At 46.1% G+C, this 24,421-nt stretch carries 17 protein-coding genes; all 17 read left to right on the forward strand.

What is annotated here, in order from left to right; genetic code table 11:
* Positions 1-199 precede the first annotated feature (199 nt).
* Positions 200-2,185, forward strand: a complete 1,986-nt coding sequence (locus CRO25_RS12535) for a hypothetical protein (protein WP_079695201.1) — start codon at positions 200-202, stop codon at positions 2,183-2,185.
* Positions 2,186-2,881 carry a LysM peptidoglycan-binding domain-containing protein gene (locus tag CRO25_RS12540; RefSeq protein WP_079695202.1) on the forward strand — a complete coding sequence of 232 codons (696 nt, stop codon included), beginning with the start codon at positions 2,186-2,188 and terminating at the stop codon, positions 2,879-2,881.
* Positions 2,882-2,894: 13 nt separating this feature from the next.
* Positions 2,895-3,905: a hypothetical protein gene (locus CRO25_RS12545; RefSeq protein ID WP_079695203.1), complete on the forward strand. Its 1,011-nt coding sequence runs from the start codon at positions 2,895-2,897 to the stop codon at positions 3,903-3,905.
* Between the two features lie 6 nt (positions 3,906-3,911).
* On the forward strand, positions 3,912-4,169 hold the full coding sequence (locus CRO25_RS12550) for a DUF2577 family protein (protein ID WP_179132156.1): 258 nt from the start codon (positions 3,912-3,914) through the stop codon (positions 4,167-4,169).
* Positions 4,166-4,579 (forward strand): DUF2634 domain-containing protein, encoded by a 414-nt coding sequence (locus CRO25_RS12555; protein WP_079695204.1) that lies wholly within the window; start codon positions 4,166-4,168, stop codon positions 4,577-4,579. The genes CRO25_RS12550 and CRO25_RS12555 overlap by 4 nt, the downstream gene beginning before the upstream one ends.
* A complete protein-coding gene (locus CRO25_RS12560) occupies positions 4,572-5,630 on the forward strand; it encodes a baseplate J/gp47 family protein (RefSeq protein ID WP_079695205.1) in 1,059 nt (352 codons plus the stop codon). Before CRO25_RS12555 ends, CRO25_RS12560 begins: the two co-directional genes overlap by 8 nt.
* Positions 5,627-6,172: a putative phage tail protein gene (locus CRO25_RS12565; protein WP_079695206.1), complete on the forward strand. Its 546-nt coding sequence runs from the start codon at positions 5,627-5,629 to the stop codon at positions 6,170-6,172. The genes CRO25_RS12560 and CRO25_RS12565 overlap by 4 nt, the downstream gene beginning before the upstream one ends.
* Complete coding sequence (locus CRO25_RS12570; protein WP_079695207.1) at positions 6,173-9,313, forward strand: pyocin knob domain-containing protein; 3,141 nt, start codon at positions 6,173-6,175, stop codon at positions 9,311-9,313. It abuts the gene before it with no gap.
* Between the two features lie 209 nt (positions 9,314-9,522).
* Positions 9,523-10,017, forward strand: coding sequence for a holin family protein (locus CRO25_RS12575; RefSeq protein ID WP_079695208.1), 495 nt, complete (start codon positions 9,523-9,525; stop codon positions 10,015-10,017).
* 454 nt (positions 10,018-10,471) lie between these two features.
* Positions 10,472-11,401 carry a glycoside hydrolase family 25 protein gene (locus CRO25_RS12580; RefSeq protein ID WP_079695209.1) on the forward strand — a complete coding sequence of 310 codons (930 nt, stop codon included), beginning with the start codon at positions 10,472-10,474 and terminating at the stop codon, positions 11,399-11,401.
* 812 nt (positions 11,402-12,213) lie between these two features.
* Positions 12,214-13,872, forward strand: a complete 1,659-nt coding sequence (locus CRO25_RS12585; RefSeq protein WP_372828771.1) for an ABC transporter substrate-binding protein — start codon at positions 12,214-12,216, stop codon at positions 13,870-13,872.
* A 155-nt stretch (positions 13,873-14,027) separates the two neighbouring features.
* Positions 14,028-15,032, forward strand: coding sequence for an ABC transporter permease (locus CRO25_RS12590; RefSeq protein WP_079695210.1), 1,005 nt, complete (start codon positions 14,028-14,030; stop codon positions 15,030-15,032).
* A 248-nt stretch (positions 15,033-15,280) separates the two neighbouring features.
* Positions 15,281-16,180 (forward strand): nickel transporter permease, encoded by a 900-nt coding sequence (gene nikC, locus CRO25_RS12595; protein WP_079695211.1) that lies wholly within the window; start codon positions 15,281-15,283, stop codon positions 16,178-16,180.
* A 1,218-nt stretch (positions 16,181-17,398) separates the two neighbouring features.
* Entirely contained in the window at positions 17,399-19,279 is a 1,881-nt protein-coding gene (gene htpG / locus CRO25_RS12605) for a molecular chaperone HtpG (protein ID WP_079695213.1), read from the forward strand.
* Between the two features lie 608 nt (positions 19,280-19,887).
* Positions 19,888-21,303: a deoxyguanosinetriphosphate triphosphohydrolase family protein gene (locus tag CRO25_RS12610; RefSeq protein ID WP_063564524.1), complete on the forward strand. Its 1,416-nt coding sequence runs from the start codon at positions 19,888-19,890 to the stop codon at positions 21,301-21,303.
* A 30-nt stretch (positions 21,304-21,333) separates the two neighbouring features.
* Positions 21,334-22,329 carry an MsnO8 family LLM class oxidoreductase gene (locus tag CRO25_RS12615; RefSeq protein WP_256863631.1) on the forward strand — a complete coding sequence of 332 codons (996 nt, stop codon included), beginning with the start codon at positions 21,334-21,336 and terminating at the stop codon, positions 22,327-22,329.
* 362 nt (positions 22,330-22,691) lie between these two features.
* Positions 22,692-24,404, forward strand: coding sequence for a methyl-accepting chemotaxis protein (locus CRO25_RS12620; RefSeq protein ID WP_179132158.1), 1,713 nt, complete (start codon positions 22,692-22,694; stop codon positions 24,402-24,404).
* Positions 24,405-24,421 lie beyond the last annotated feature (17 nt).

Here is a 24,421-nt window from a genome sequence, read left to right on the forward strand (position 1 = left end):
AAAGAGGGCGATTCCGAAGCCAATCTGGCTTATTACGCTCTCCACGAATTAAACATTTTGCCTCATGAGCTAATGGACTTCTCCATGCGAGAACGAGCGGCCATCTATGCGATGATCTCCATCCGGGTAGAAGAAGAGAAGAAAGAACGGTCCAAGAATCGCGCCCGGAAGAAATAAAAAGGAAAGGAGGGAGAAATGAATGTATGCCATGTTTGCAAGACTGTATATCATGTCAAACAATATGGTTCAGCAATTTCAAAATCTGCCTACCGTAATCAATTCGGTATTCAACCCTGGAAATCTGAGCCGAATTCAGTTGGCAGGCAACTTACTCCAAGGTGTGTCAGAAGAACAGGCTAAGGTAAATGCTGCCTTTACAGAAGGAGCCCAGCGCGTGCGTTCCTGGATCAGCATGATGAAATCAGCAGGACAAGCGGTTCTTGTACCAGCGGCGCAGGAAGAGGATCTGAAGCATCGCTATATGTCTACTACGGGTGATGATGCTCAAGGGGAGACGATCTTTAATCGGTACCGTGCGGAAGCGTTCAAGAGCGGACAGAATGTTACTGATGCTTTGAAAGGTGCGCTATCGCTCATCCCATATGCACAGAATACGGATCAGGTTGACCAACTGAGAGATATGACTAAACGGTTGAGTATGCTTTCTCCAGATGGAAAAAGTATGTCAGATGCATCCAGTGCCTTGGTCGCTGCCATGAACGGAGACAACGGTGAACTTGCCAATTCTTTTAACATTCCTGCAGAAGCTCTTAGCGGAGCGGGTCTGCAACAAACCATTGATTCATCCAATCTGGATGGGTTTATCACAAAGCTTGATGTCATTCTGCAAAAACAAGGCTATACTCAACAGGCTTTCGACACCATGTTGGATTCACCGTTGCAGAAGTGGAATGCATTAGTTAATCAGTTTAATGGGGTTCTCGGCCAGATTGGACAGGCAGCTCTTGTTGCGTTGACGCCTTTACTTGATCGATTAAATGAAGCCTTTGCAAATGGGGAGTTCACGGTCATTATTGAGTGGATTAGTAATGCATTTACTGTTGCGGCAAACGCGTTGACGATGCTGGTAAACGGTATTTTATACCTTGCAGCCGTGATTCAGCAGAACTGGGATATCATTCAGCCTATCCTGATGGCATTGGCAATTGTTGTACTGGCATTGGTCATCGCACAAGTCTATAGTCTAGTTGCTGCGTGGTTATTACTGAATTGGCCGATCCTGCTCGTCATTGCTGCAATTGCGGCAGTTATTGGAATTCTGAACATGATGGGGATGTCAGGTACACAGATCCTGGGGGTTATTATTGGTTCATTTATGATGCTTGGAGAAATCGTACGAGTAGTAGTGGCCACAATGTGGAACCTGTTTGCTTCGCTGGGGGAGGCTATTGTTAACTTTTTCATAGACCCAGTATATGCCATACAGAAGTTATTTAAAGACATGGGTATTTTCATTCTTGATATATTCTATAACGTCGTAACTGTTATTGAAGATGCCATGGAACGAATTAATGGTGGACTTAACAGTCTGATCAAACTTGTTAACAAAACTTTTGGCTTTAATATAGGTTTGTTTCAAGAGTCAGATATTAATTTAGGTGGCAAACAAATAAAGGAGTGGAAGAAAGGCCTGGAATCCTGGGAGCCTACGAGTGATAAAGATGTGAAGACATTCTTCAAAATGGACGGAGAATACAATCCTAAAGCTTTTGGAGATGGTCAGAAGGTTGCGGAGGATTTGATTTCTGGATTCTCTTCAACCTCGAATTCGGATTCCAAGGATAAAGGTCTACCAGGTAATTTTGGCAAAGACTTCACACCCGAAATACCCAAAACACCTTCCATTCCATCGATGCCAACTGCACCTGCTCCCACCGTTGTTCCCAACAATAATATGAGTAACATCAACAAAATCAACAATATCGGACAGGTGGACAAAATCGGAGACGTGGATGGCACAGTGGATGTGACGAGCGAGGATCTAAAACTGATGCGTGAGCTTGCAGAGATGCAGGCGATTCAGCGATTCGTTAGTCTGACCCCAACCGTTCAGGTCACCACAGGGGATATCAACAGTGGACATGATGTGGACAGCATTATCAGCAAAATCACCGATGGACTGAACAGTCAGATTGTCTCCAGTGCCCAGGGGGTGTATGGATAAGTGGAATATTATATTCAACTGAGTTTCAACAACCGCTCCGAATACATGTTTTTCCCGGTGACACCAGAGAGCATTGAGTTTTCGGATGCAGGGGATGGCAGTACGTTTAACGTTAGTGCCTTGGGTGAGATTAACGTCATCAAGTCGCCCAAGCTGCGTGAAGTCAGTTTCAGCGGGATTTTTCCAGCAGATTACAGCCCGTATCATCTGAATTACGATGCAAGCCATCCGGCAGTTCAGAAGCAATTTTACCGTGATCCGTATGAATATGTGAAAAAGATTATTCGCTGGATGCAGACGGGCAGACCCGTCAGGCTGTTTTTTTCCAGTGCAAGGTACACCATAAATATGGCTGTTTCCATTGAGAGCTTCGATTGGAAAGAGACAGCCGGTACGGTGGGCGATATTCAGTATGATATTAAGCTGAAGCAGTTCATTTTTTATTCTGCCAAAAAAGTAGTGCCACTCAAGGACAGCAAGGATACGGCTACTTCAAAAACAAAAACCAAAGCCTCCCGGCCCAATGAAAAAATCCAGCCCAAGACTATTACACTCAAAGCCGGAGACTCCTTGTGGTCTGTAGCCAAAGCCCAATTGGGAGATGGATCTCGCTGGAAAGAGCTGAAGAAGCTGAATGGCATCAAAGATGCACAATTGAAGAAGCTTCCGATTGGACTCGTGATCAAGCTTCCGTGAAAGGAGAGGGAACATGCAGCAGCAGATAAGTTTGGACGATAAGCAGGGAAACATGAAAGAGCGGTTATGGCTGGATGACAAGCAGGGCAACATCTGGGACATTAGCGAGATTGCTGGCGACATTACGTACAAAACCTCCCGCATCGGCAAGCCTTCCTCTCTGGAATTCACGTTGATTAAGGGCAGTCTGTACCAGAATAAGAAATTCACCTATGAGAATGGATATGTCGTGAAATATACCAGCAACGAGGTAGGCATATTTTATGGATATATCTTTTCGGTGGATAGCGGCAAGGACGAAATTGTCAAAATCAAAGCCTACGACCAGACTCGTTATCTAACCGCGAATCAGACGTATAAGTTCGTTAACGCAACCGCTACGGATGTGATCAAACGAATTGCTGCCGACTTTCAGCTGAAGGTGGGCGAGCTGATCCAGCCGAAATATGTTATTCCGCGCATGTTATTCGATAACAAAAAGCTGATCGACATGATCTGTGAGGCGTTGGATCGAACGTTGATCTATGGCGGCAAAAACTATATCTTCTACGATGATTTTGGCAAGCTCGTGCTTCGGGATGTGGAAGAGATGCCTTATAGATTTGTCATAGGGGATAACAGTCTGCTCACGGATTACAGCTATACGCGGTCGATTGACGACCAGACGTATAACAAGATCAAGCTGTATCGGGACAACAAGGATACGGGCAAAAGAGAAACGTTTGTACATCAGGATTCAGGCAGCATCCGTCAATGGGGGCTGCTTTTTTTGTACCAAAAAGCGGATGATGGCCTGAACGAAGGCCAGATTGATGCCATGCTGAAGACCCTGATGACCCTACGTAACCGCGAGACGCAGACGTTGAAAGTGGATGCGCTTGGTGATTTCAAGGTGAGGGCAGGTAGTCTTGTGAACATCCAGATCGATGAACTGAAGATTAATCAATATTTTCTGGTAGACGAATGTACGCATAAGGTACAAGGCGGCGTGCACACGATGTCACTGAATTTGAAGGTGGTGTAAGGATTTATGATGCTGGACGTGATTAAAAAGGCGGCGGTGGCCGCTGTGGATGCCAAGTCTCCCGTTCAGGTAATGTACGGAAATGTGACAAACACCCAGCCTCTGGAGATAACCGTTGAACAACGGCTGGCATTGGCTGAACCTTTCCTGGTACTGCCAGAATCCGTAGTGAACAAAACTTGGACCGTGGGGGACCATGTTTTGTTGTTACGTGTTCAAGGTGGAGACAGCTTTGTCGTGCTGGATCGGCTGGTGAATCCATGATTCCACAGGGTGCGCAGATGAGCGCAGAAGATCAGGAAGAAGCTGTTGTGCTTCCAAGTCTGACATATGTGTTTCAAGCTTCAGGACAGCGAATTGGAAGGCTGCAGCTGGATGGAAAAGATGCGGTAAAACAGGCAGTGTACAAAGCGTTGTCTACACGACGCTACGAGTATCTAATCTATTCTTCGGATTACGGCATGGAATGGTCCTGGGAAGGAATGGCCGGGAGATCCATGGTTGAATCAGAACTGGAACGCTGGATTCGCGAAGCGTTGCTTCCGGATGATCGCATTTCGGATGTAACGGAGTTCGATTTTGTCCACGAGGCCGATGGAGTAAGGGTTTCGTTTACCGTGGAAACAGATTTTGGCAGCTTCAGGGAAGAGACGGAGGTGAACATGAATGTATGAAGAGCAGACGTTTGAAGTCATTTTAAACCGAATGCTGGACAGAGTGCCGGATGGTGTGGATAAACGTGAAGGCAGCATTATCTATGATGCGCTTGCGCCAGCGGCAGTGGAAATGGCTCAGATGTATATCGAGCTGGATGTGAACGCCAATCTGAAGTTTGCAGATACAGCTTCTGGAGAGTATCTGGATCGCGCGGTGGCTTGGTCTGGCATTAGTCGGAAAGCGGCCACGAAGGCACGTTGGGTTGGTAGTTTTCGGGATAATGAAGGTAAGCCTGTTGAGGTTCCTTTGGAGAGTCGTTTTTCCACGGGGGATCGGGTGTACGTTATTGTGGAGCGCATCGCGGCAGGGCGATATGTGTTGGAATGTGAAGTCGCGGGAGCGGAAGGTAATGAATATACGGGGGCGCTGCTGCCCATCGATTATATTGCTGGATTAACAACAGCGGAAATGACACAGTTGCTGGTTCCCGGTGAAGACGAGGAAACGGATCAGGCCTTGTATGATCGATATCAGGACAAAGTTTCCCGACCGATTACGAGTGCCAACAAATATCAGTATGAGTTATGGGCACGGGAAAACTCTGGTGTTGGCAAAGCCAAAGCTTTTCCACTGTGGGATGGTCCGGGTACAGTCAAGGTGGCATTGCTGAATAATGAAATGAAAACACCTGCTGAGGCGGTCATTGAGGCGGTGCAGGAATATATCGACCCAACTCAGGATGGAATGGGCGAAGGTGCAGCTCCAATCGGACCCGTGGTCACAGTGGTGGGGGCGGAAGAGGTGCCTATTGATGTTGAGGTGCAGGTCACGCTTGCTTCTAGTTCAACGTACGAGGGCGTTAAGACACTAATTGAAAAGGGAGTTACGGCGTATCTGAAAGAATTGGCTTTTGCCGATCCGTTGGTTCGTTGGACACGTATTGCCAATGTCATTCTGGATATTCCGCCCGTGATCGATTATAGCGATCTGCTGGTGAATGGTGGTATGTCTAATCTGGAGATCGCCCCCGGCGCAGTAGCCGTTCTTGGGACGGTGAAGGTGACATGAGTAAAGCAGAGGTATTAATGACTCTTTTGCCCCCGTTGTATGAGAATGTGCTGGAGATGCAGCTCCTTACAGAGACCGAAGGTGTTGAGCTGGACAAGCTTACGGTTGGTTTGGAAAGTGTGCTGGACCAATTCTACCCGGAGTCTGCGACCTGGGCATTGGAACGTTATGAACGGGATTTGCAGATTTCGACGAATCAAGCCAAGCCGGATGATCAGCGGAGATCTGTAATCATTTCCAAAATGCGCGGCAGCGGCAAAGTCTCTGGTTCCATGCTCAAGAACGTGGCGCAGGCCTACGAAAGTGGCGGGATTGATGTATCCGTTTCGCCCGAGGAGTACTTGATCCGAATCCGTTTCATCGACACATGGGGCTTGCCGCCCAATCTGGACGATCTGAAGGCAGCAATTGAGGATATTAAACCAGCACATATGACCGTGGAGTACCGTCTGCGGTATTTGACGATTTCGGAAGTTGAAAGCATGACGCTGGAGGAGATTGAACAGACCCGACAGGATAAATTTGCAGGAGGTGGAGCATAGATGAATGAACCGAAAACACCGCATTTGGGATTGAATAAGATTGACCGTTCCTCGCCATCGACAACCTATTTTGATCTGGATAAGTATTTGGATCAGAACTGGGAGAAAGTTGATGAGGGTGTGGGGAAAGTCGAAGAAAAGGCTGAGGACACCGCGGCACAGGTGAGTAGTATTCAAGAGCGGTTGGATACGGAGAAGCGCAAGTCCGTGACGTTGGAGCCGGGATTGCAAGTTGTTCATTCTGAACGTGCCTCGGCGTTTAAGTTGGATGGGTTGAAGGGCCGAACGCTGGTGAATTTGTTGGGGCGTGATGGTGGTTTCTACAATTTAAACCACTGGTCTTATTGGTCAGCGTCACCGCCCAACGTGAACAATAACAAGGTAACGGTTATAGGTACAGGTTCAAATTTGAACCCACAAATCACCTATACTAACTTAGGACTTGCCCCCAAAGTGGGCGAGAAACTCTTTTTGCGTGCAAAAGCCATACCTAAAAATTTGTGCTCAGCAGTCCGGTTATATTTGTATAGCTCTGGAGAAAAAATTATCTTTAATGCTATGACTGCAGTGAGTCCAGCAGTAGGAGGAAAACTCGATTTGTACGGGATTATTACTGTTACGCAGCAAATCGTGGACAATTGGTCATCCATTGGATTCATTTTGGTAACCGAATACTCGACGACAACAAATGCCACTAATGCAGTGACCGAATATGCCCAAGCCGCTATGTACAAGATCTCAATTGTTGATCAGTCGTTGACACCACAGCAGGTAGCTGCTAAATACCCATATGTCGAAAGCGTTCAGCCTGTACGAAATCCATATGTGATTCGCTACGGAGAGTATTTATTGCCGCCATTCTATGAATGGGAGCACACAGGACACACTTTTCTAGAAACGTCTCCATATACGGCTACTGGTGAGTTAGTATCTGGTTCTATTGGAACTGATGCGTATGCCGTGACTTACTTAAGTGTATTAGCAAATCAAGATTACACGATTAGTAACCCGGCAGCAAGTACAGGCAAAATTCGAGTGAGTGTATACGATTCATATACAAGATTACAAGGTATGTTCATTAATCCGGGAGAGACTAAAACCATTAAAACGGTCTCAAGGGCCGTAAGAATGGGTGTAAATCTTAGTGGTGTTACGCAGTATACAGAAGAGTTTGATGTGAATAAATGGACATGGTCTACGGGGAATAAAGCGAGTTTTGCATATCCAATTATGACTCTTGGTAAGGAGGTGAAACCGTTAAAAACATGTGAAGATTCTATGCTTGCACTTCAAACGGAGTTATACTCAGACCCGGTGACAGGTTTGAATGCTGACGAAGTGTTTGAAAAGAATGGCCAATATTACAAGATGACCAAGTGGCGCAAGATAATTTTGGATGAAAGTCTTCGTTACCGATCAATAGCATCATCGTCGGGTTACAAAGTAGTTGGTTGTACTCTATCAGAACCAGTAGCAGCTTTTAACAGCTTGGTTGTTACGAAGTACAATGGTAATGTGCTTACTAAAAACGGAAATATGTCTGAATCTGATAACGCCTACTTCAGAATTGCAGATTTATCAGACTTCAATGTATCTATTGCTAGTGCAGATAGTGGATGGGGAGATTCATATACGCCGACAGCAGATGAGATTAAGGCATATTTTATGGGATGGCGTATGTATAACGGCGAATCAGCGTTCTACAACGGGGCAGGCACGAAATATTGGCATAAATTGTCTGACGGAACTTCGACTCCAGGTGTGGGCACAACTACTTTACCGACTACAAAAGCACCAGATTTGACTCCATATCAACTCGTATATCAGCTTGCAGTACCAACTATCGATCCGATCACGTCAGAGGGTCAATTAACGTTTTTTGAGGGAGATAATCAGGTTGAAGTAGGTTCAGGAATGATAATTAGAGAGAGTGTTAAACCAGTATATACTTCAGATGTGCATAAATCATATAACATTAATAACTATAATTTGTCAGCTAAATTAAATAGTAGGGTAAAAAAAATACTGTCCGTTTATAAAAATGATGTCAGAGATTACTGGGATATCCTACGCTTTAATCCGGAGTCAGAAGTTTTTGGGTTAGAGTTAGCTTCCTTGCCAGCCTCTCAATATGATCCATCGGCTTATTATACTGTAACATATCAGGTTCAGGATCAATTTTCACCAATATGGATTAACGGAACGATAGGAGTAAGTGAGAAATCTATTATAGAACAATTTATAAACGATTCTTCCAATATTTCAAGGCAGCTATCTGTAGTGGAAAGTAAAAATAACGAAATGGAATTACAGAAATATGCTGATAAAAACTATCTCAGAAAATCATCAGGTATTAGTGAAAATCAAGACTTAAATGGCTTTGTAGCTGAAGGAGAATATTATTGCCAATTTAATACGACAGCGGAAACTCTAAAAAATTGTCCTGTTGGAGTAGCTTTCAGTCTTAAGGTGAGTAAAAATGGAACGCAAAATAAAGAGTCCATCCTAGGAGTAACACAAACTTTAATAACATTTCTTCCAGTAGGATTTACGACATGGCAGCGAAATCTTTATGACATATGGGGCGTATGGGTACAAGTTCCATCCAGAGAAGAGTTTGAAAGTTTAAAGTCCTCTGTCAGTGATGGGAAATCGGCTATCGCTGCCGCCATTACTGGCAAAGGTATAGTGGCATCAGGCAGCGATACACATTTAGAATTTGCGAGAAAGATCAATCAAATTAATGTCGGACCGAAATATGCAACTGGAACGATTCAATCAGCGGCTACTTCAATGTATTTTATGACATATAACGGCAGCTACGCCTTTAACTATTTATCAGTATCCAATCTTGATTTCAGGCCAAACAAAATTATTATCCGCCGAACTGTACAAGCAAGTGGTGAGGATCTGAATGTTTACGATTATTACACTCGTGCTGCAGCAGAGAATTCGACAGGTTCAAACTACAACTACTATACATTTTCGAATGGTCAGGGAAGATCAGCATACATCGTGAATGTCTATGAATATTCAGGGCTTGGAATTCCATCTTCGAATGCTTTCGTAAACAGTAGTGGCTTTCGTGTTCCTGTTCTAAATTCAAATACGTCTTACACATGGGAAGCATTCAGGGTTTAGAAGTCGAAGTAAAGGACATTAGAACAAAAACTTACTAATAAAGTAAAAGATGGATTATCTGTTTATTCAGTTGCCTGATAACAGATAAATTTACTTAGTTTATCTTTTTACATGGGGAAGTGAAGAGTTTGCGAACAAATAGTTAAGGTAATTCTTCTCCTTACCAACTAAAACAAGTTAACAATTTTTTAGACCAAGGAGGTGAAAACATGGAACGATGGGATACCCTATGGAAATGGGGAATTGCACTCATGAGCAGCTCAGTAACCTACTTCTTCGGAGGCTGGTCAGGCGTACTCGGCGTATTGCTCGTATTCGTCATCCTCGATTACCTAACAGGCATCGCGGCGGCAGGCATGACTGGCAAGTTGGAGAGTAATGTCGGGATGTTCGGCATTGCGCGAAAGGTATTTATTTTTGCAATGGTATCGGTGGCTCATTTGGTGGACGGTGTTCTGGGGGACGGACATTTGTTCAGGGATGCGGTTGCCTTTTTTTATATCGCAAATGAGTTGTTGTCCATTATTGAAAATGGAGGCAAACTGGGCGCCCCGATTCCGCCTGCGATCCGGCAGGCTATTGAAGTGCTCAAGGGTAAGGGAGGAGACGGGGGGATTCCCGGCAAGTATACTCCTGATTCCAGAGAATCTTTTGTACAGTCAGATGATAAGGATGTTGAACAGACCAGAGATGAAACGAAGTAAAGACTATTCATTCATTCATTCATTCATTCAAATGTGTCCTGTAATAAGAGAGAGAGAAAATATTTGAATCGATAATCTGATCCATTGGCTACAAGTAGTGAAGGAGACGGAATCGATTCTGAAGAAGCGATAGCGGTCGCCTTTGTCTCCGAATTTCTAACCTTTAAGAAAATGAATTAAGAAAATTTGGAGACAACAGCGATCGGAAGAACGATCCGTATCTGGAACGGTCACGTACCGACTCGGTATTTTTATCTAGTGAGTTAATGGATAGCCAGTAGTCTACCGACAGACGACATAGAATGGAGTAGTCTGACACCAATATTGGAACACATCCCCAGCCATCGGGACTTACCTTTCATCAACAATCAGGGACATGCACACAAGCAACCCCTGATCCCCAAGCATTAACTATATACAAACGGCAATTTGCCGCATAAAGGGTGTGAGAAACATGCAAACAAGAAGCTCGGGCAACACGCAGGGCATAGACGTTTCCCGTTACCAGGGCGCGATCGATTGGGCCAAAGTGAAGGCAAGCGGTATGACGTTTGTGTTCATCAAGGCGACCGAAGGGCAGACGTATACGGATCCGAATTTCCAAACCAATGTGACTGGCGCACTGGCGGCGGGCATGCTGGTAGGGACGTACCATTTTTTTCGCGCAACGACTACCGACGGTGCCAAGGCTGAAGCGGCAAATTATGCCAATACACTTAACAAAGTTGGAGGGGCCAAGGCGCTACAATTACCTCCTGTGATGGACTACGAGAACAATCCGGGTAACCTGAGCAAAGCTCAGATCAATACGGTCGCCAAGGCTTTTTTAACGGAATTGCAACGTCTCACGGGTGTGAAACCGATCATATACACGGGCAATTCATTTGCCGGCAATTTTGAACCTTCAATGAGCTCATACGATCTATGGATTGCGCGTTACAGCAACACACGTGTACCAGATGACCAGCCTGCCTGGAAATGTTGGACATTCTGGCAGTATACGGACTCGGGCAAGGTGAACGGGATCAGCGGCAACGTGGATATGAACGAGTTCCAAGGATCGGCAGCGGAATTGAGAGCAAGATATGCAACAGCAACACCAAAGCCACCCAAACCAACCAATCCCACGAATCCAGCCGAACCACCGAAAGGGGGCGAACCGATGACAGCCGAAGAGAAAGCAGCGTTTGATGCGCTCAAATCCCAGGTCGATAAACTGCAGGCGCGCCAGCAGATGGAAGTTCCAGTCTGGGCGAAAGCGGCCGTTGACGCAGCACTGGCATATGACACCAAGAATCCGTTGTTCAGCATCGATAGTGGGGCGAGTTATGATTTTTACCGTTTTATCACGGTCATGTACCGCAGAGGTTTATTCAAAAAATAAGCTGACCTAACATAAAAATATAAGTTGGACCTGGTTTTAAAAGAGGGAACACAACAAGGGACACACGACACTTTTTGTCGAATAGTGTTCCTTTTTTGTGTTTTATGTAAATGATATTGACATATATAATAAAGTTGAAGACTTATGTCCGTAAATCTCTTGTCTAATTGATGAATGTGATGTAAAGTAAGTTACACGAAATCGTTTTTCACCACTGTTTATTTACACAAACCTCCTCATCATGACAAGACTTTAACATGAAAAGTTATTGTAATGTCTCCCTGTTGTAAAATCCAACATCTCTAGATCAATCTCGCAACGTTTTGAAACAATTCAATCCAACCCAACCTGTTTGAGAAACCACTAAAATGTTTTGTTTACCAACTTTCTGTTTCAGCTACTTACCACCATTAAATTTTTACCTATTACACTTTAGCCATGACGTTTAACTCCAAGCCAAACCCTAAGCCAAACTCCACCCCAGACATTTACTCTCAAAATCAGCCTTGTCGGCCGCCACACAGTCTGTACCATTCTACAGTTGCTTATTGACCTAAGTTCAATTATTACGCAACAACCACAGGCATTTACAACTCGTCACATCATCCGAAAAAACTTACAAAATGTGTACGGTTACATCCCGTTTTGCATTTCATATATACGCTTTTACTTATCCAGATTTACATGACAGGTATCAAAGGCATCTAAAGCCTTTCATATGATACAAAGCACCAAACCGATCGATTGTAATCATTGGAGTTTTTTCACGCCAGTATCACACACATTATGAGACAGGGAAGGGTGTTGTACGTATGCGAATGAGAAAAAAGTGGTTATCCGGGGTCATGGCAATGGCCATGAGCACAGTGTTGATTCTATCGGGCTGCTCCAGCGCCAGTAACGAGGGTACAGGCAATTCCCCCGTTCCGGCGGAAGGTAGCGAGCCTCCAGCAGAAGTGGCAGCACAGGATACAATGATTATGGGACGCGGCGGAGATTCTGTGGCGCTGGACCCGGCAATCGTTACGGATGGGGAGTCGCTGAAGATTGGACATCAGGTATTCGACTCATTGCTGGACTACAAGGAAGGTGGAACTGAGGTTGTTCCTGCACTGGCTGAAAGCTGGGAGATTTCGGCGGATGGACTCAAGTATGACTTCAAGCTGAAGTCCGGCGTGAAATTCCACGATGGTACCGACTTCAACGCAGACGCTGTGGTGTTCAACTTCAACCGATGGAGTGATCCGGCCAGTGAATATAAATTCGAGGGAGATTCCTTCGACTATTATGATTCCATGTTTGGTCCGGAAGATGGACGTGTGATCAAGGAAGTGAAGGCGATTGACGAGACAACGGTTGAGTTCACCCTGAACCAGCCACAAGCGCCATTCCTGCAAAACATTGCGATGACGCCATTTGGCATTGCAAGTCCAACCGCGATACAGGAGAAAAAGGAAAATTTCAAGAGCGAGCCAGTAGGCACAGGCCCATTTGTATTCAAAGAGTGGAAGCGGAACGACTCCATCACCCTGGAGAAGAATCCGAATTATTGGAAAGAGGGACTGCCGAAGCTGAACAAAGTGATTGTGCGCTCCATTCCAGATAACACGGCTCGCTTCAATGCGCTGCAAAACGGCGAGATTGATATCATGGAGGATCTGAACCCGGATGATCTGTCCATTCTTGAGGGAAATAGCGAACTGCAAAAAATTGAGCGTCCACCATTTAACGTGGCCTACATTGGTTTCAATTTTAAGAAAAAACCGTTTGATAACGTGAAAGTAAGACAAGCGCTCAACCACGCGGTAAACAAACAGGGCATTATTGATGCTTTCTTTGCGGGACAAGCGCAGCCAGCGGTGAACCCGATGCCGCCAACACTGTGGGGGTATAACGATAGTATTGAGGACTATGCTTACGATCTGGAAAAAGCAAAAGCATTACTTGACGAAGCCGGCTACCCTGACGGATTGCCTGACCCGGTAACATTCTATGCAATGCCAGTATCCCGGCCGTATATGCCTGACGGCAAGAAGGTTGCCGAAGCGATCCAGGCCGATTTTGAGAAAATCGGAGTGACCGTCAACATCGAATCACCGGAGTGGGCGACGTACTTGGATGATGCCAAAGCTGGGGAGAAAGACGACATTTACATGCTCGGCTGGACCGGTGATAACGGTGACCCGGATAACTTCCTGTACACGCTGCTGGATAAGGATGCAATCCCGGGCAACAACCGCAGCTTCTACGTAAACGAAGAATTGCATACGTTGCTGACGAGTGCGCAGAAAGAAACGGATCAGGACAAACGTGCGGAACTGTACAAGCAAGCGCAAGTGATTATTAAGGAAGATGCTCCATGGATTCCACTTGTGCACACCACTCCTATTTTGGCTGGTAAAGCGAACCTGAAGGATTTTGTACCGTCCCCATTGGGCACGGAATCCTATGCCAATGCCTACTTTGAATAACTTATGTATGAGCTGAACTTAGTATTAAATAGGAACCATTAGTTCAAAGCGCTGGCGTACACGCAATGCTTGGCAGAACCCACATCAGGATGTAACGATCTAAAGCATGCATGTCTGCCAGCGCTTTTTATACGTTAAAGGCAGGTGAATGAGGAGTGAACAGTTACATCGTCAAACGTGTACTCGTGTTACTGCCCGTGCTGCTGGGCATGACCCTGATCGTCTTTTCCATTATCCACGCCATTCCGGGTGATCCGGCCGAGACCATACTCGGGCAAAAGGCAACCGAACAATCCAAGCAAGCTCTGCGTGACCAGCTCGGACTGGACAAACCATGGTTTCAACAATATTTCGCTTATCTGGGCGACCTGTTTAAGGGAGATCTGGGCACATCCATCCGCACCAAGGTTCCCATTGCCCAGGAAATTGTGCCCTATCTGACAGCGACCCTTGAATTAACGATGGCGAGTATGCTGTTTGCGATCATTATTGGCGTGAATGCAGGGATCGTCAGTGCGTGGAAACATAACTCGTGGTTCGATTACTGCTGCATGGTCATTGCATTGGTGGGTGTATCGATGCCGATCTTCTGGCTTGGGTTGATGGAGCAGTGGTTGTTTGCGAACAAACTGCACTGGCTGCCATCCATCGGCAGAATGAATGCGCGTGATCCCATTGAAGCCATTACAGGTTTGTATGTGCTGGATACGATGATTGCCGGACGCTGGGATCAGTTGTGGACGGTAACGAAACATTTGCTGCTGCCAAGTATCGCGCTCGGCACAATTCCGATGGCCGTTATTGCCCGGATGACGCGTTCCAGCATGCTCGAAGTGATGAGTTCGGATTATATCCGAACCGCGAAGGCGAAGGGACTCGGCCCGTTTTTTGTCATATATGGACATGCGTTGAAAAATGCGTTTATTCCCGTGCTCACCGTCATCGGCATACAGACCGGATCTTTGCTGGGTGGAGCCGTGCTGACCGAAACGATCTTTGCTTGGCCTGGTGTTGGGCGCTATATATATGAAGCGATTAGTTCACGGGACTATCCGGTGATCCAAAGCGGCATTCTGATCGTGGCATTCTTCTTCGTTGTGATCAACCTGATTGTGGACTTGCTGTACGCCGTATTCGATCCGCGTATTAGTTATAAGTAGGAAATTCATCACCACGACACGAAGAGTGCAGAACCAATCTGTAGAAGCGAAGCTAAAAGCTTTCTGAAAGAAAGCTACATTGGAAGAATAGGCTGCCCATTTATCACCGGATTTTCACCTTTAAATAGGTGGATCAATAAAATCTGGGGATAACAGCGATCGGAAGATGGTGCTGCAATCGTAGTGCTTGAGTGTAATAGAACTCGTTGATCTTGTATTTCATTCATATCCAAGAAGGGAGACGCCGCATGGCCAAATTATCGACCAATACCGGAGCATCCATTGACGCCGCGTCGGCACCTGCATCAGGTCCATGGCGGGAAGCTTGGAGAACGTTTCGGAAAAATAGGCTTGCGCTGGCAGGCTTGATCATTATCGTTTTTTTTATCCTGTTGGCCTTTGCTGCCCCGTATATTGCCCCGTATGATTACAAAGAGCAGGTACTCACAGATCGATTGCAAGCCCCTTCGGCAGAGCATTGGTTCGGTACCGATGATCTCGGGCGTGACGTTTTCTCCAGAGTGCTGCACGGAGCGCGCATTTCATTGTGGGTTGGTTTCTTCTCTGTTATTGGCTCTATTTTTGCGGGCGCATTGCTCGGTCTGATTGCTGGATATTATGGAAAATGGGCAGACATGCTCATCTCACGTTTGTTTGACATCTTGCTTGCTTTCCCTGCTATCCTGCTGGCAATTGCCATTGTGGCGATTCTTGGCCCGTCTTTGCAAAATGCACTGCTCGCGATAGCGATCGTGAACATCCCGACCTACGGACGGCTGGTGCGTTCAAGGGTACTTAGCTTGAGACAGGAGGAATTCATTACGTCAGCGCGTACGCTGGGGGCTAGCAATATGCGAATTCTGTTCCGGCACATCTTGCCCAACAGTCTCACCCCGCTCATCGTTCAAGGCACACTGGGGATTGGAACAGCAATTATTGAAGCGGCTGCACTTGGATTCCTCGGCATGGGGGCGCAACCACCTGACCCGGAATGGGGCAAAATGCTGTCGGATTCCCGCCAGTTTCTGCAAAAAGCGCCGTGGACGCTCATTTTCCCCGGACTTTCCATCATGTTCACCGTGCTCGGTTTCAACTTGCTCGGGGACGGCCTGCGCGACACCCTTGATCCAAAGATGGCCAAAAAGTAGAAGATTGCATCTCCAACCGTAACCCTCTCTCTATCTCTGTAGCTCTAGCTCTAGCTCTAACTTTTGCTGTAACGCTGCTTGAACGCCAACGCTAACCGTAAGTGTAACTTGTAGCTGTAAACGCTAACTTCTTTTCCAAATCTAACGAACCTAGGAAGGTTTATTCTACGATTTAATGCCCATTTCCCAGTCTAACAACTTTCAAACACGCTATGTTGCGAAAAACCTGAGAAAAGTCTCAAAGGTTCGGCTAAAGGTGAGAAATAGCGTCTCTACGATTCGTTAGATAATGAAATCATTCTAAAGGGACCAATTAACGTTGCAAGGTTCGATAGCGTGTGAATTTCTACTGTCACCCACCCAAGACAGTCAACCAGCGCACTAGTTGCTACACAGCAAGGTGGATGCCCGTTCGAAATACATTAAATGGGAATGATGTGATAATAGCTACTATTCCTACATTACAATCTATCTCCAAGCCGGTTCGAACTGTGGTTCGAGGCGGCTTTTGTGTTGCATGATGTATTGCGCTAAAATGGTTAGAGATGTGCAAAATTTGAAGTGTTATTCGATGATTTTGTTAAAATAACCGCTTTCGTATTGACACCCAATTTTCCCATATGTTATATAAAAGGAAGGGTTTAGCACTCTAAAGACTGGAGTGCTAACAAATGATGTTTTTACTATACAACTACATATGGAATGATTGTATTTTTGAATATGGATTAAGTTAACCTTGAATAGGACATGCGAAGCTAAGGAGACACAATAAACCTGAAGAAGCGGCGCTCCACGTTTAATAACAGATATCACTTCATTGATGATCTCAATCCTAAAAATCAGTTCCTGATTAGATGCAAAAGTAGTGGAGGGGACGAAATCGATTTGGAGGAAGCGAAGCGTTCGCCTAAAAGCTTTCTGAAGGAAAGCTGCTACGGAAGCATACGCTATCACTGAATTTCTCCCTTTTCAAAAAGGGAATCAAAGAAATTCGGGGATAACAGCGATCCGAAAAACGATTCGTAACCGGAACGGCTAGATCGCAGAAAATCATGCACTTATTTTAAATGAACGATTGAGTGAATCAAAATAATCTAGTAATCAAAGCAATTGAAGGCTTTTCTAGTAACGTAATATTCTGCATAGGAGTATTCAAAGGTTTACTTTCTATATTCAACCCAATCATTCTATCCCCAATTTGAAAGGAGACACCCATTCATGGCTAAAAAAGAATTCCAGGCTGAATCCAAACGCTTGCTGGATATGATGATCAACTCCATTTACACCCAAAGAGAAATCTTTTTGAGAGAACTGATCTCCAACTCCAGTGACGCCATTGACAAAATATATTACAAAGCACTGACTGACGATACACTCGTTTTCAACAAAGAGGACTACTACATCAAGCTCACCATCGACAAAGAGAACCGTACGCTTACGCTCACTGATACAGGAATCGGGATGACCCAGGAAGAGCTGGAGAACAATCTGGGAGTTATCGCGAAGAGTGGCTCGCTGGCGTTCAAGAAAGAGAATGAAGCCAAAGACGGCCACAACATCATCGGACAATTCGGGGTTGGTTTCTACTCCGCATTTATGGTGGCGGACAAGCTGACTGTAACCAGTAAAACGCTGGGCAGTGACGAAGCATGGAAGTGGGAATCCGAGGGTGCAGACGGATACACGATTTCTCCAGCCGAGAAAGATTCCGTGGGTACGGAAATCGTCCTGACGATCAAACAAAATACCGAAGAAGATTCGTATGACGAATTTTTGGAAGAGTACCGCCTGAGATCCATCATCAAGAAATACTCCGACTTCATTCGCTACCCGATCAAGATGGATGTGACTGGTCAGCGTGCAAAAGAGGGTACAGAGAACGAATTCGAAGAGTACAAAGAAGAGCAAACCGTGAACAGCATGGTGCCGATCTGGCGTAAAAATAAAAGCGAACTGACCGAAGAAGACTACAACAACTTCTATATGGAAAAACGCTACGGTTTTGACAAACCGCTCAAACATCTGCACATCAGCGCGGATGGCGCATTGGTATATAATGCAATCCTGTTTATCCCGGAGAACACACCATTTGATTATTATACGAAAGAGTATGAAAAAGGGCTTGAACTGTACTCTAACGGTGTATTGATCATGGACAAATGCGGTGATTTGCTGCCAGATTACTTTGGATTTGTAAAAGGTATGGTCGATTCCGAGGATCTGTCACTGAACATCTCCCGTGAAATGCTGCAACATGACCGTCAGCTCAGTCTGATCGCGAAGAACATCAAGAACAAGATCAAGAGCCAACTGCAAAGCTTGCTCAAGGACGAGCGTGAGAATTACGAGAAGTTCTATCAAGCGTTTGGCCGTCAGCTGAAGTATGGCGTATACAGCGACTATGGCGTGAACAAGGATACCCTGCAGGATCTGCTCTTGTTCTCTTCTTCCAAAGAGAAGAAGCTGGTGAGCCTGGACGAGTATGTTTCCAGAATGCCGGAAGATCAGAAGTATATCTACTACGCATCGGGTGAATCCATTGAACGGATTGAGAAGTTGCCACAAATCGAGGGTGTACTCGATAAAGGTTACGAAGTATTGTACTTCACCGACGACATTGATGAGTTTGCAATCAAGATGATTACGAACTACAAAGAGAAAGAATTCAAATCCATCTCCAGCGGTGACCTGGGCATCGAGGACAGTGCAGATAAAGAAGAGACGGACGCACAGGACAACGACAACAAAGAGTTGTTCGAAGCAATGCAAGCACAGCTCGGCGGCAAAGTAAAAGCTGTTAAAGCTTCCAAACGCCTGAGAAGCCACCCGGTATGTTTGTCCACTGAAGGTGAGCTGACGATTGAGATGGAGAAAATCCTGAAAGCCATGCCGAACAGCGAAAATGTACAGGCAGATAAAGTGCTGGAGATCAACGTAAATCACGATGTCTTCAAATCCCTCAAAGACGCATTCGCACAGGATAAAGAAAAACTAAGCCTTTACACAAGCTTGCTGTATCATCAAGCATTGCTGATCGAAGGACTGCCAATTCAAGACCCGGTAGAGTTCACCAACGATATCTGCAAAGTTATGGTCTAACATCGCTGTACTATCATTTCCACCCGACAGGGCATTTCCGTCCTGTCGGTTTTTTTGTTTTTACCTCCTTACCCATACCGGGGAGGGGATGGGGAAGACAGACTATTATTGAAGTGATGAATGAAAATTCGGATGATATATGCATTGTAATCATTGATAATAAAGTCTCGTTATAAGAATCTTACATGTCATTGGGATTTGTTAATAAGAAACAGCCGAAAGTAGTGAAGGGGACGGAATCGATTTTTGAAGAAGCGCAGCGTTCGCCTTTGTCTCCGGGTTTTCCCCTTTAAAAAGGGAATTCAGAAAACCTGGGGACAACAGCGATCGGAGAAACGATCCGTAACCGGAACGGCTACTACGCACAGCGAGTACTTATTTGGTTTTTCTGTCTGCGGGTTGATGTGATGTAAATTGTGATTTCATTTTATATCATTATCATTTAGGTGCACGGATGATAGTCTGGCAGGGTATAATAAGAGAAGACGACTGTGCATCACAAGTTGATGTGAGAAGAGATGACAATCGCAGACAGGTTTTGCTTTTCGAAACTGCAGAATATGTGTATAATCACTCAAAATAGAGACAGTCGGCTAGGAGTGATCAACATGCAATGGAACGATCTGAGAGAACATAGACAATACCCTGAACTAACGAAACTGGACGGGGCTCGTGCAGCCTATGAGCGCGACTATTCCAGACTGATACATTCACCGACTTTTCGTCGGCTGCAAGGCAAATCGCAGGTGTTTGGCGCAGGAACGGGCGATTATTATCGCACACGATTGACCCACTCCCTGGAGGTGGCGCAGATTGCGCGAGAAGCAGCAAGAAGCTTGCTGCGTCGCTACCCGGAGGTGGAGTTGAACCAGGCGGACAGCCCCGGACTGATTATTGATTCGGAAGTGGTGGAGTGTGCCGCGATTGCGCATGACTTCGGTCACCCGCCTTTTGGGCATAAAGGGGAAGAAGTGCTGGATGGCATCCTCGATGATCTCATCAACACAGAGGTCAAGAAAATCATGAAGAAAAATCGCGGGGCCAAATCACCTCAACCGGAATCGGAAATTCGTGCAGAGCTCAAGCGGAAGTATGAGCACTTTGAAGGTAATGCGCATAACTTCCGTCTCATTATGTATTTGGAAAAACGGGAAGATATCGATGGGTTAAACCTGTCGGATGCGGTGCTGCTGGGCATCAATAAGTACCCGTATCCTGGTACGGAGAGCAAGAAAGGCATGTATCATCATGAATGGCAGTATATCCGCGAAATTCGCGATCGTTGGAACATTCCTGCTGGCAAAAAGACACTTGAAGCGCAGCTGATGGACCTCTGCGACGATATTGCGTATTCCGCACATGATCTGGAAGATGGCATTAAGGCAGGTAAAATCGAAGTACACGAGCATTTCCTGCAAGATCCACATATCAATCGATTGATTGTGGATAAGATTACCACACTGGAGGATCTGTTCTGGAACGGATGGACAAGGGAAGCGATTGGGAAAAAAGTCGAAGAAGTCCTCGCTTCGTTCCTGCGCATCTGGAATGAAAAGATGCCTTTCTGCGAGCATGATTACTCACGTACCCGCCGTGAGGTCAAGGCCTACTGGGTCAGCCTTTTTGTTGCTAGCCTGGGGGTTATTGATAACGGAGACTGGAAAAAGGTGACGTTTGTCCGTGAAGGAGCCGAGGATCTCGATATGCTGCGCACGGTGAGTGTGCTTAAGAGCTTTGCCTGGGTGACCATGATTCGTGACCTTCGTGTGCAGAGGTTGCAAAAGCGCAGTGAATGGATGATCAAGCGTCTGTGGGATGCTTTCCTTGACCCGGAAACGTCTAAATCCATTATTCCATCCGATTGGCTGCAACGCTATGAGAAGGATCAGGCGAAGGCGAATCCGATCTGGACTTGGGAGCATATGGTGATTGATTATATTGCCGGTATGACGGATGCTTTTGCCGAGAAAATATACAATGAACTTTACGGTCTCAAGGTTGGTTCCATCTACGATCTGGATTAGAGATAAGCGATACGAAGGGAGATGAGACGCTTGGGTGCGAACATCAGTGGAAAATACAATCTGGGCGTACTTGACCTTGTTCCAAGGTTGAACGGCGCCACAGCAGAACAGGCGCTGCAACAATCCGTTACACTTGCGCAGCATGCTGAAGCATGGGGCTATTCAAGGTACTGGACGTCTGAGCACCATGACATGGACGAACTTGCATCAGCATCACCGGAAGTGCTGCTTGCCCATATTGGCGCGCGAACGAACACGATCCAGCTTGGGTCCGGTGCCGTACTGTTACCACATTATAGCCCGCTTAAGGTAGCGGAGTCGTTCCGACTGTTGGCGGCGCTCTACCCGGGGCGTGTTGAGTTAGGCTTGGGACGTGCTCCTGGGGGCGGTCCCCATGCAACGATGGCCTTGAGTGGCAATTACTTGCAGCATGTGTCCAAGTTGCCTGAGTCGCTCGCAGCACTGACCGAACTGCTGGAAGATCGTTACACTTATGAGGAACATCCGGTGACGGCCCGTCCGATTCCGGAGCTTCCATTATCCTTATGGATGTTGGGTACCAACGTGAAGAGTGCTGAGTTTGCCGCTCGCTTTGGTATGGGGTATGTATTCGGACAATTCATGAGTGATGCGGATGGTACGGAGGCTGTGCGGCGTTATCGGGAGGGCTTTATCCCCAGCGCCATTAGGAAAGAGCCGGAGGTTATGGTTGCTGTAAGTGTGCTGTGTGCGGAAACGCAGGAAGAAGCTTTGTCCTGTAGCCGCGAAATGGCGGAGAAACGCAGAGCCGTTGGGAAAGAGATTCCAACGCAGTTTGGCAACATCAACATAAGTACCAATACCAACGACGGGACCGATGCCAATGAGAATGAAGTACAACGGCATTATGCCGGTACACCCACACAGGTCTGGAATCAGTTGCATCAGGTGTGCCAAAGGCTGGATACGGATCGGCTACTTGTGGTGACAGCTGGGCCGGATTACGAGCGAAGGTTGGCCTCTTACAAGCTACTGGCGAACGCATAAGAGGGCGGCGGTTAGCCGTTATGATACTAAGAATGGTGGGTTCCATACCCGCCATCTGCATGGAGTCAAATCGTAAGAGCTGCAGATCGGATATTTGCCGTATGCTGCAGCTCTTTTTTGCTTCATTTTAGTTTTGATTTTACATCATTCGATTCCGTTCAACAGATGATGTGAAATAATCACAAGATTTTACAAAATAAAGCATGACTAAAACAAAAGAATGTTATAATACTTTACGTCTCTTTTCCTATAGATATAATATAGAAAAGAGTATTTTGCAAGATGCCAAAAGAAGGGTAAAACAACGACAAAAGCACCTAAAATACGGAAGTGGCCGAAGATGGGCACAAGGGGGAAATCACATGTTTAGCAGATTCAGGATCAAGAGTATCGGTCTGCGTATCAGCATCGCGTTCTATCTATTAATCCTCTGTTTAATTCTTCTTAGTGTCACGATTGTTACACAAATGAACTCGATGGAAAAAAACACGAATATGATCACCAATAATTGGATGCCCTCCATCCAGCAGATTAACCGATTGAATTACACAACAGAACATATTTTGTCATTGAGCTATCGTCACTTTGATGCACAGGCAGGGGCCAAAGCGGACCTCGCTGAAGAGCGCACCAAATACATTCGCGAAACGTCTCAGGCTATTAAAATATATGATCAGCAGGAAAAGACGGCTGAAGAAACAGAACATTGGGAAGCGTTAAAGACAAAGTGGGAAGCTTACCTCAAAATTAACACGCAATCCATCAAGCTGAGTGATGAAGGTCAGGAAAAACTGGCTAAGGAAGTATCCGAAAAAGGGGCCGCCTCCTTCGATGCCATGCAAGTCCATCTGGACTATCTGGTGGATTACAATCAGGAGCAGTCCGATCTCTCTGCGGCTCAGACGATCAGATCCGTCCAGGATGGCCGAATCATTATCGTCATTGGTGTTCTCGTGATGATTATCATTACGGCGATTGCGATCCCGATCATTCGCTCCCAAGTCGTTAAACCCCTGCTTCGGGTGATCAGTGCCGTGAAATTGATTGCGGAAGGTCAATTAAATGTCCAGGACATACATACCAAACATGAAGACGAAGTTGGTGTACTTGCCAAAGCCGTGAATGACATGAAAGGTAATCTGACCTCGATGGTATTGAATGTCAGACGCATCGCTGAAGCCGTCAACCGCCAAAGCAGCGAATTGGCCATTTCCTCTGAAGAGGTTAAGATCGGCAGTCGCCAAATTGCCATAACGATGGAAGAGTCGGCAAAAGCGGCAGAGAGTCAGGCGGAAACGGCTGTTGAATCCGCCCGCACCGTCGAGGGATTGAACGCACATATTCAGCAACATTCCGATCAGGGAAACCAGCTTCGACTGATGTCAGATCTCATTCTGAAACAAGGACTGACTGGTCGCGAGTCCATGGAGCAATCCGTGAACCAGATGCAGCAGATTGCTGGTGCAGTTTCGTCTTCCATGAACAAGATGGAACAGCTGGACCGCAAAAACGAAGATATATCGCAGTTGGTTCAAGTCATTCATGACATTGCGCGTCAGACCAACCTGCTTGCATTGAATGCTTCCATCGAAGCTGCCCGTGCAGGAGAGAGTGGACGCGGATTTGCAGTTGTTGCAGCAGAAGTGAGGAAGTTGTCCGAAGCCGTTCAGACTTCTGTAGAAGAGATTACCGTCATCACGGAGGATATTCAGAAGGATTCTCAGGGTGTTGTTGAGGAATTGCGAACAGGTGTACTGGAAACAGAGCGCGGACAGCAGCAAGTACGTAATTCCGGCAATCTGTTCCGTACCATTAGTGAATCGGTAGAGGGTATGGTCCAGGTCATTGGTACAATGACAGATGGACTGGAAGGCATGCAGGAAGCGAGCGGGCGCATGAATGATTTCAGTCAACAAATCTCGGCAGTGTCCGAGGAATCCGCGGCAAGTGTAGAGGAAGTGTCAGCGTCGGCCGAAGAACAGGTGAGTTCAATGGAAACGATTAGCGGCAATATTCAAACCTTGAAGGATCTGTCCGAAGATCTGCTTTCTTCCATTGAAAAATTAAAAATATAAAACCTCTTCTTTTAATA

The sequence above is a fragment of the Paenibacillus sp. RU5M genome, from assembly GCF_900221055.1.
Classification (GTDB): Bacteria; Bacillota; Bacilli; order Paenibacillales; family Paenibacillaceae; genus Paenibacillus; species Paenibacillus marchantiae.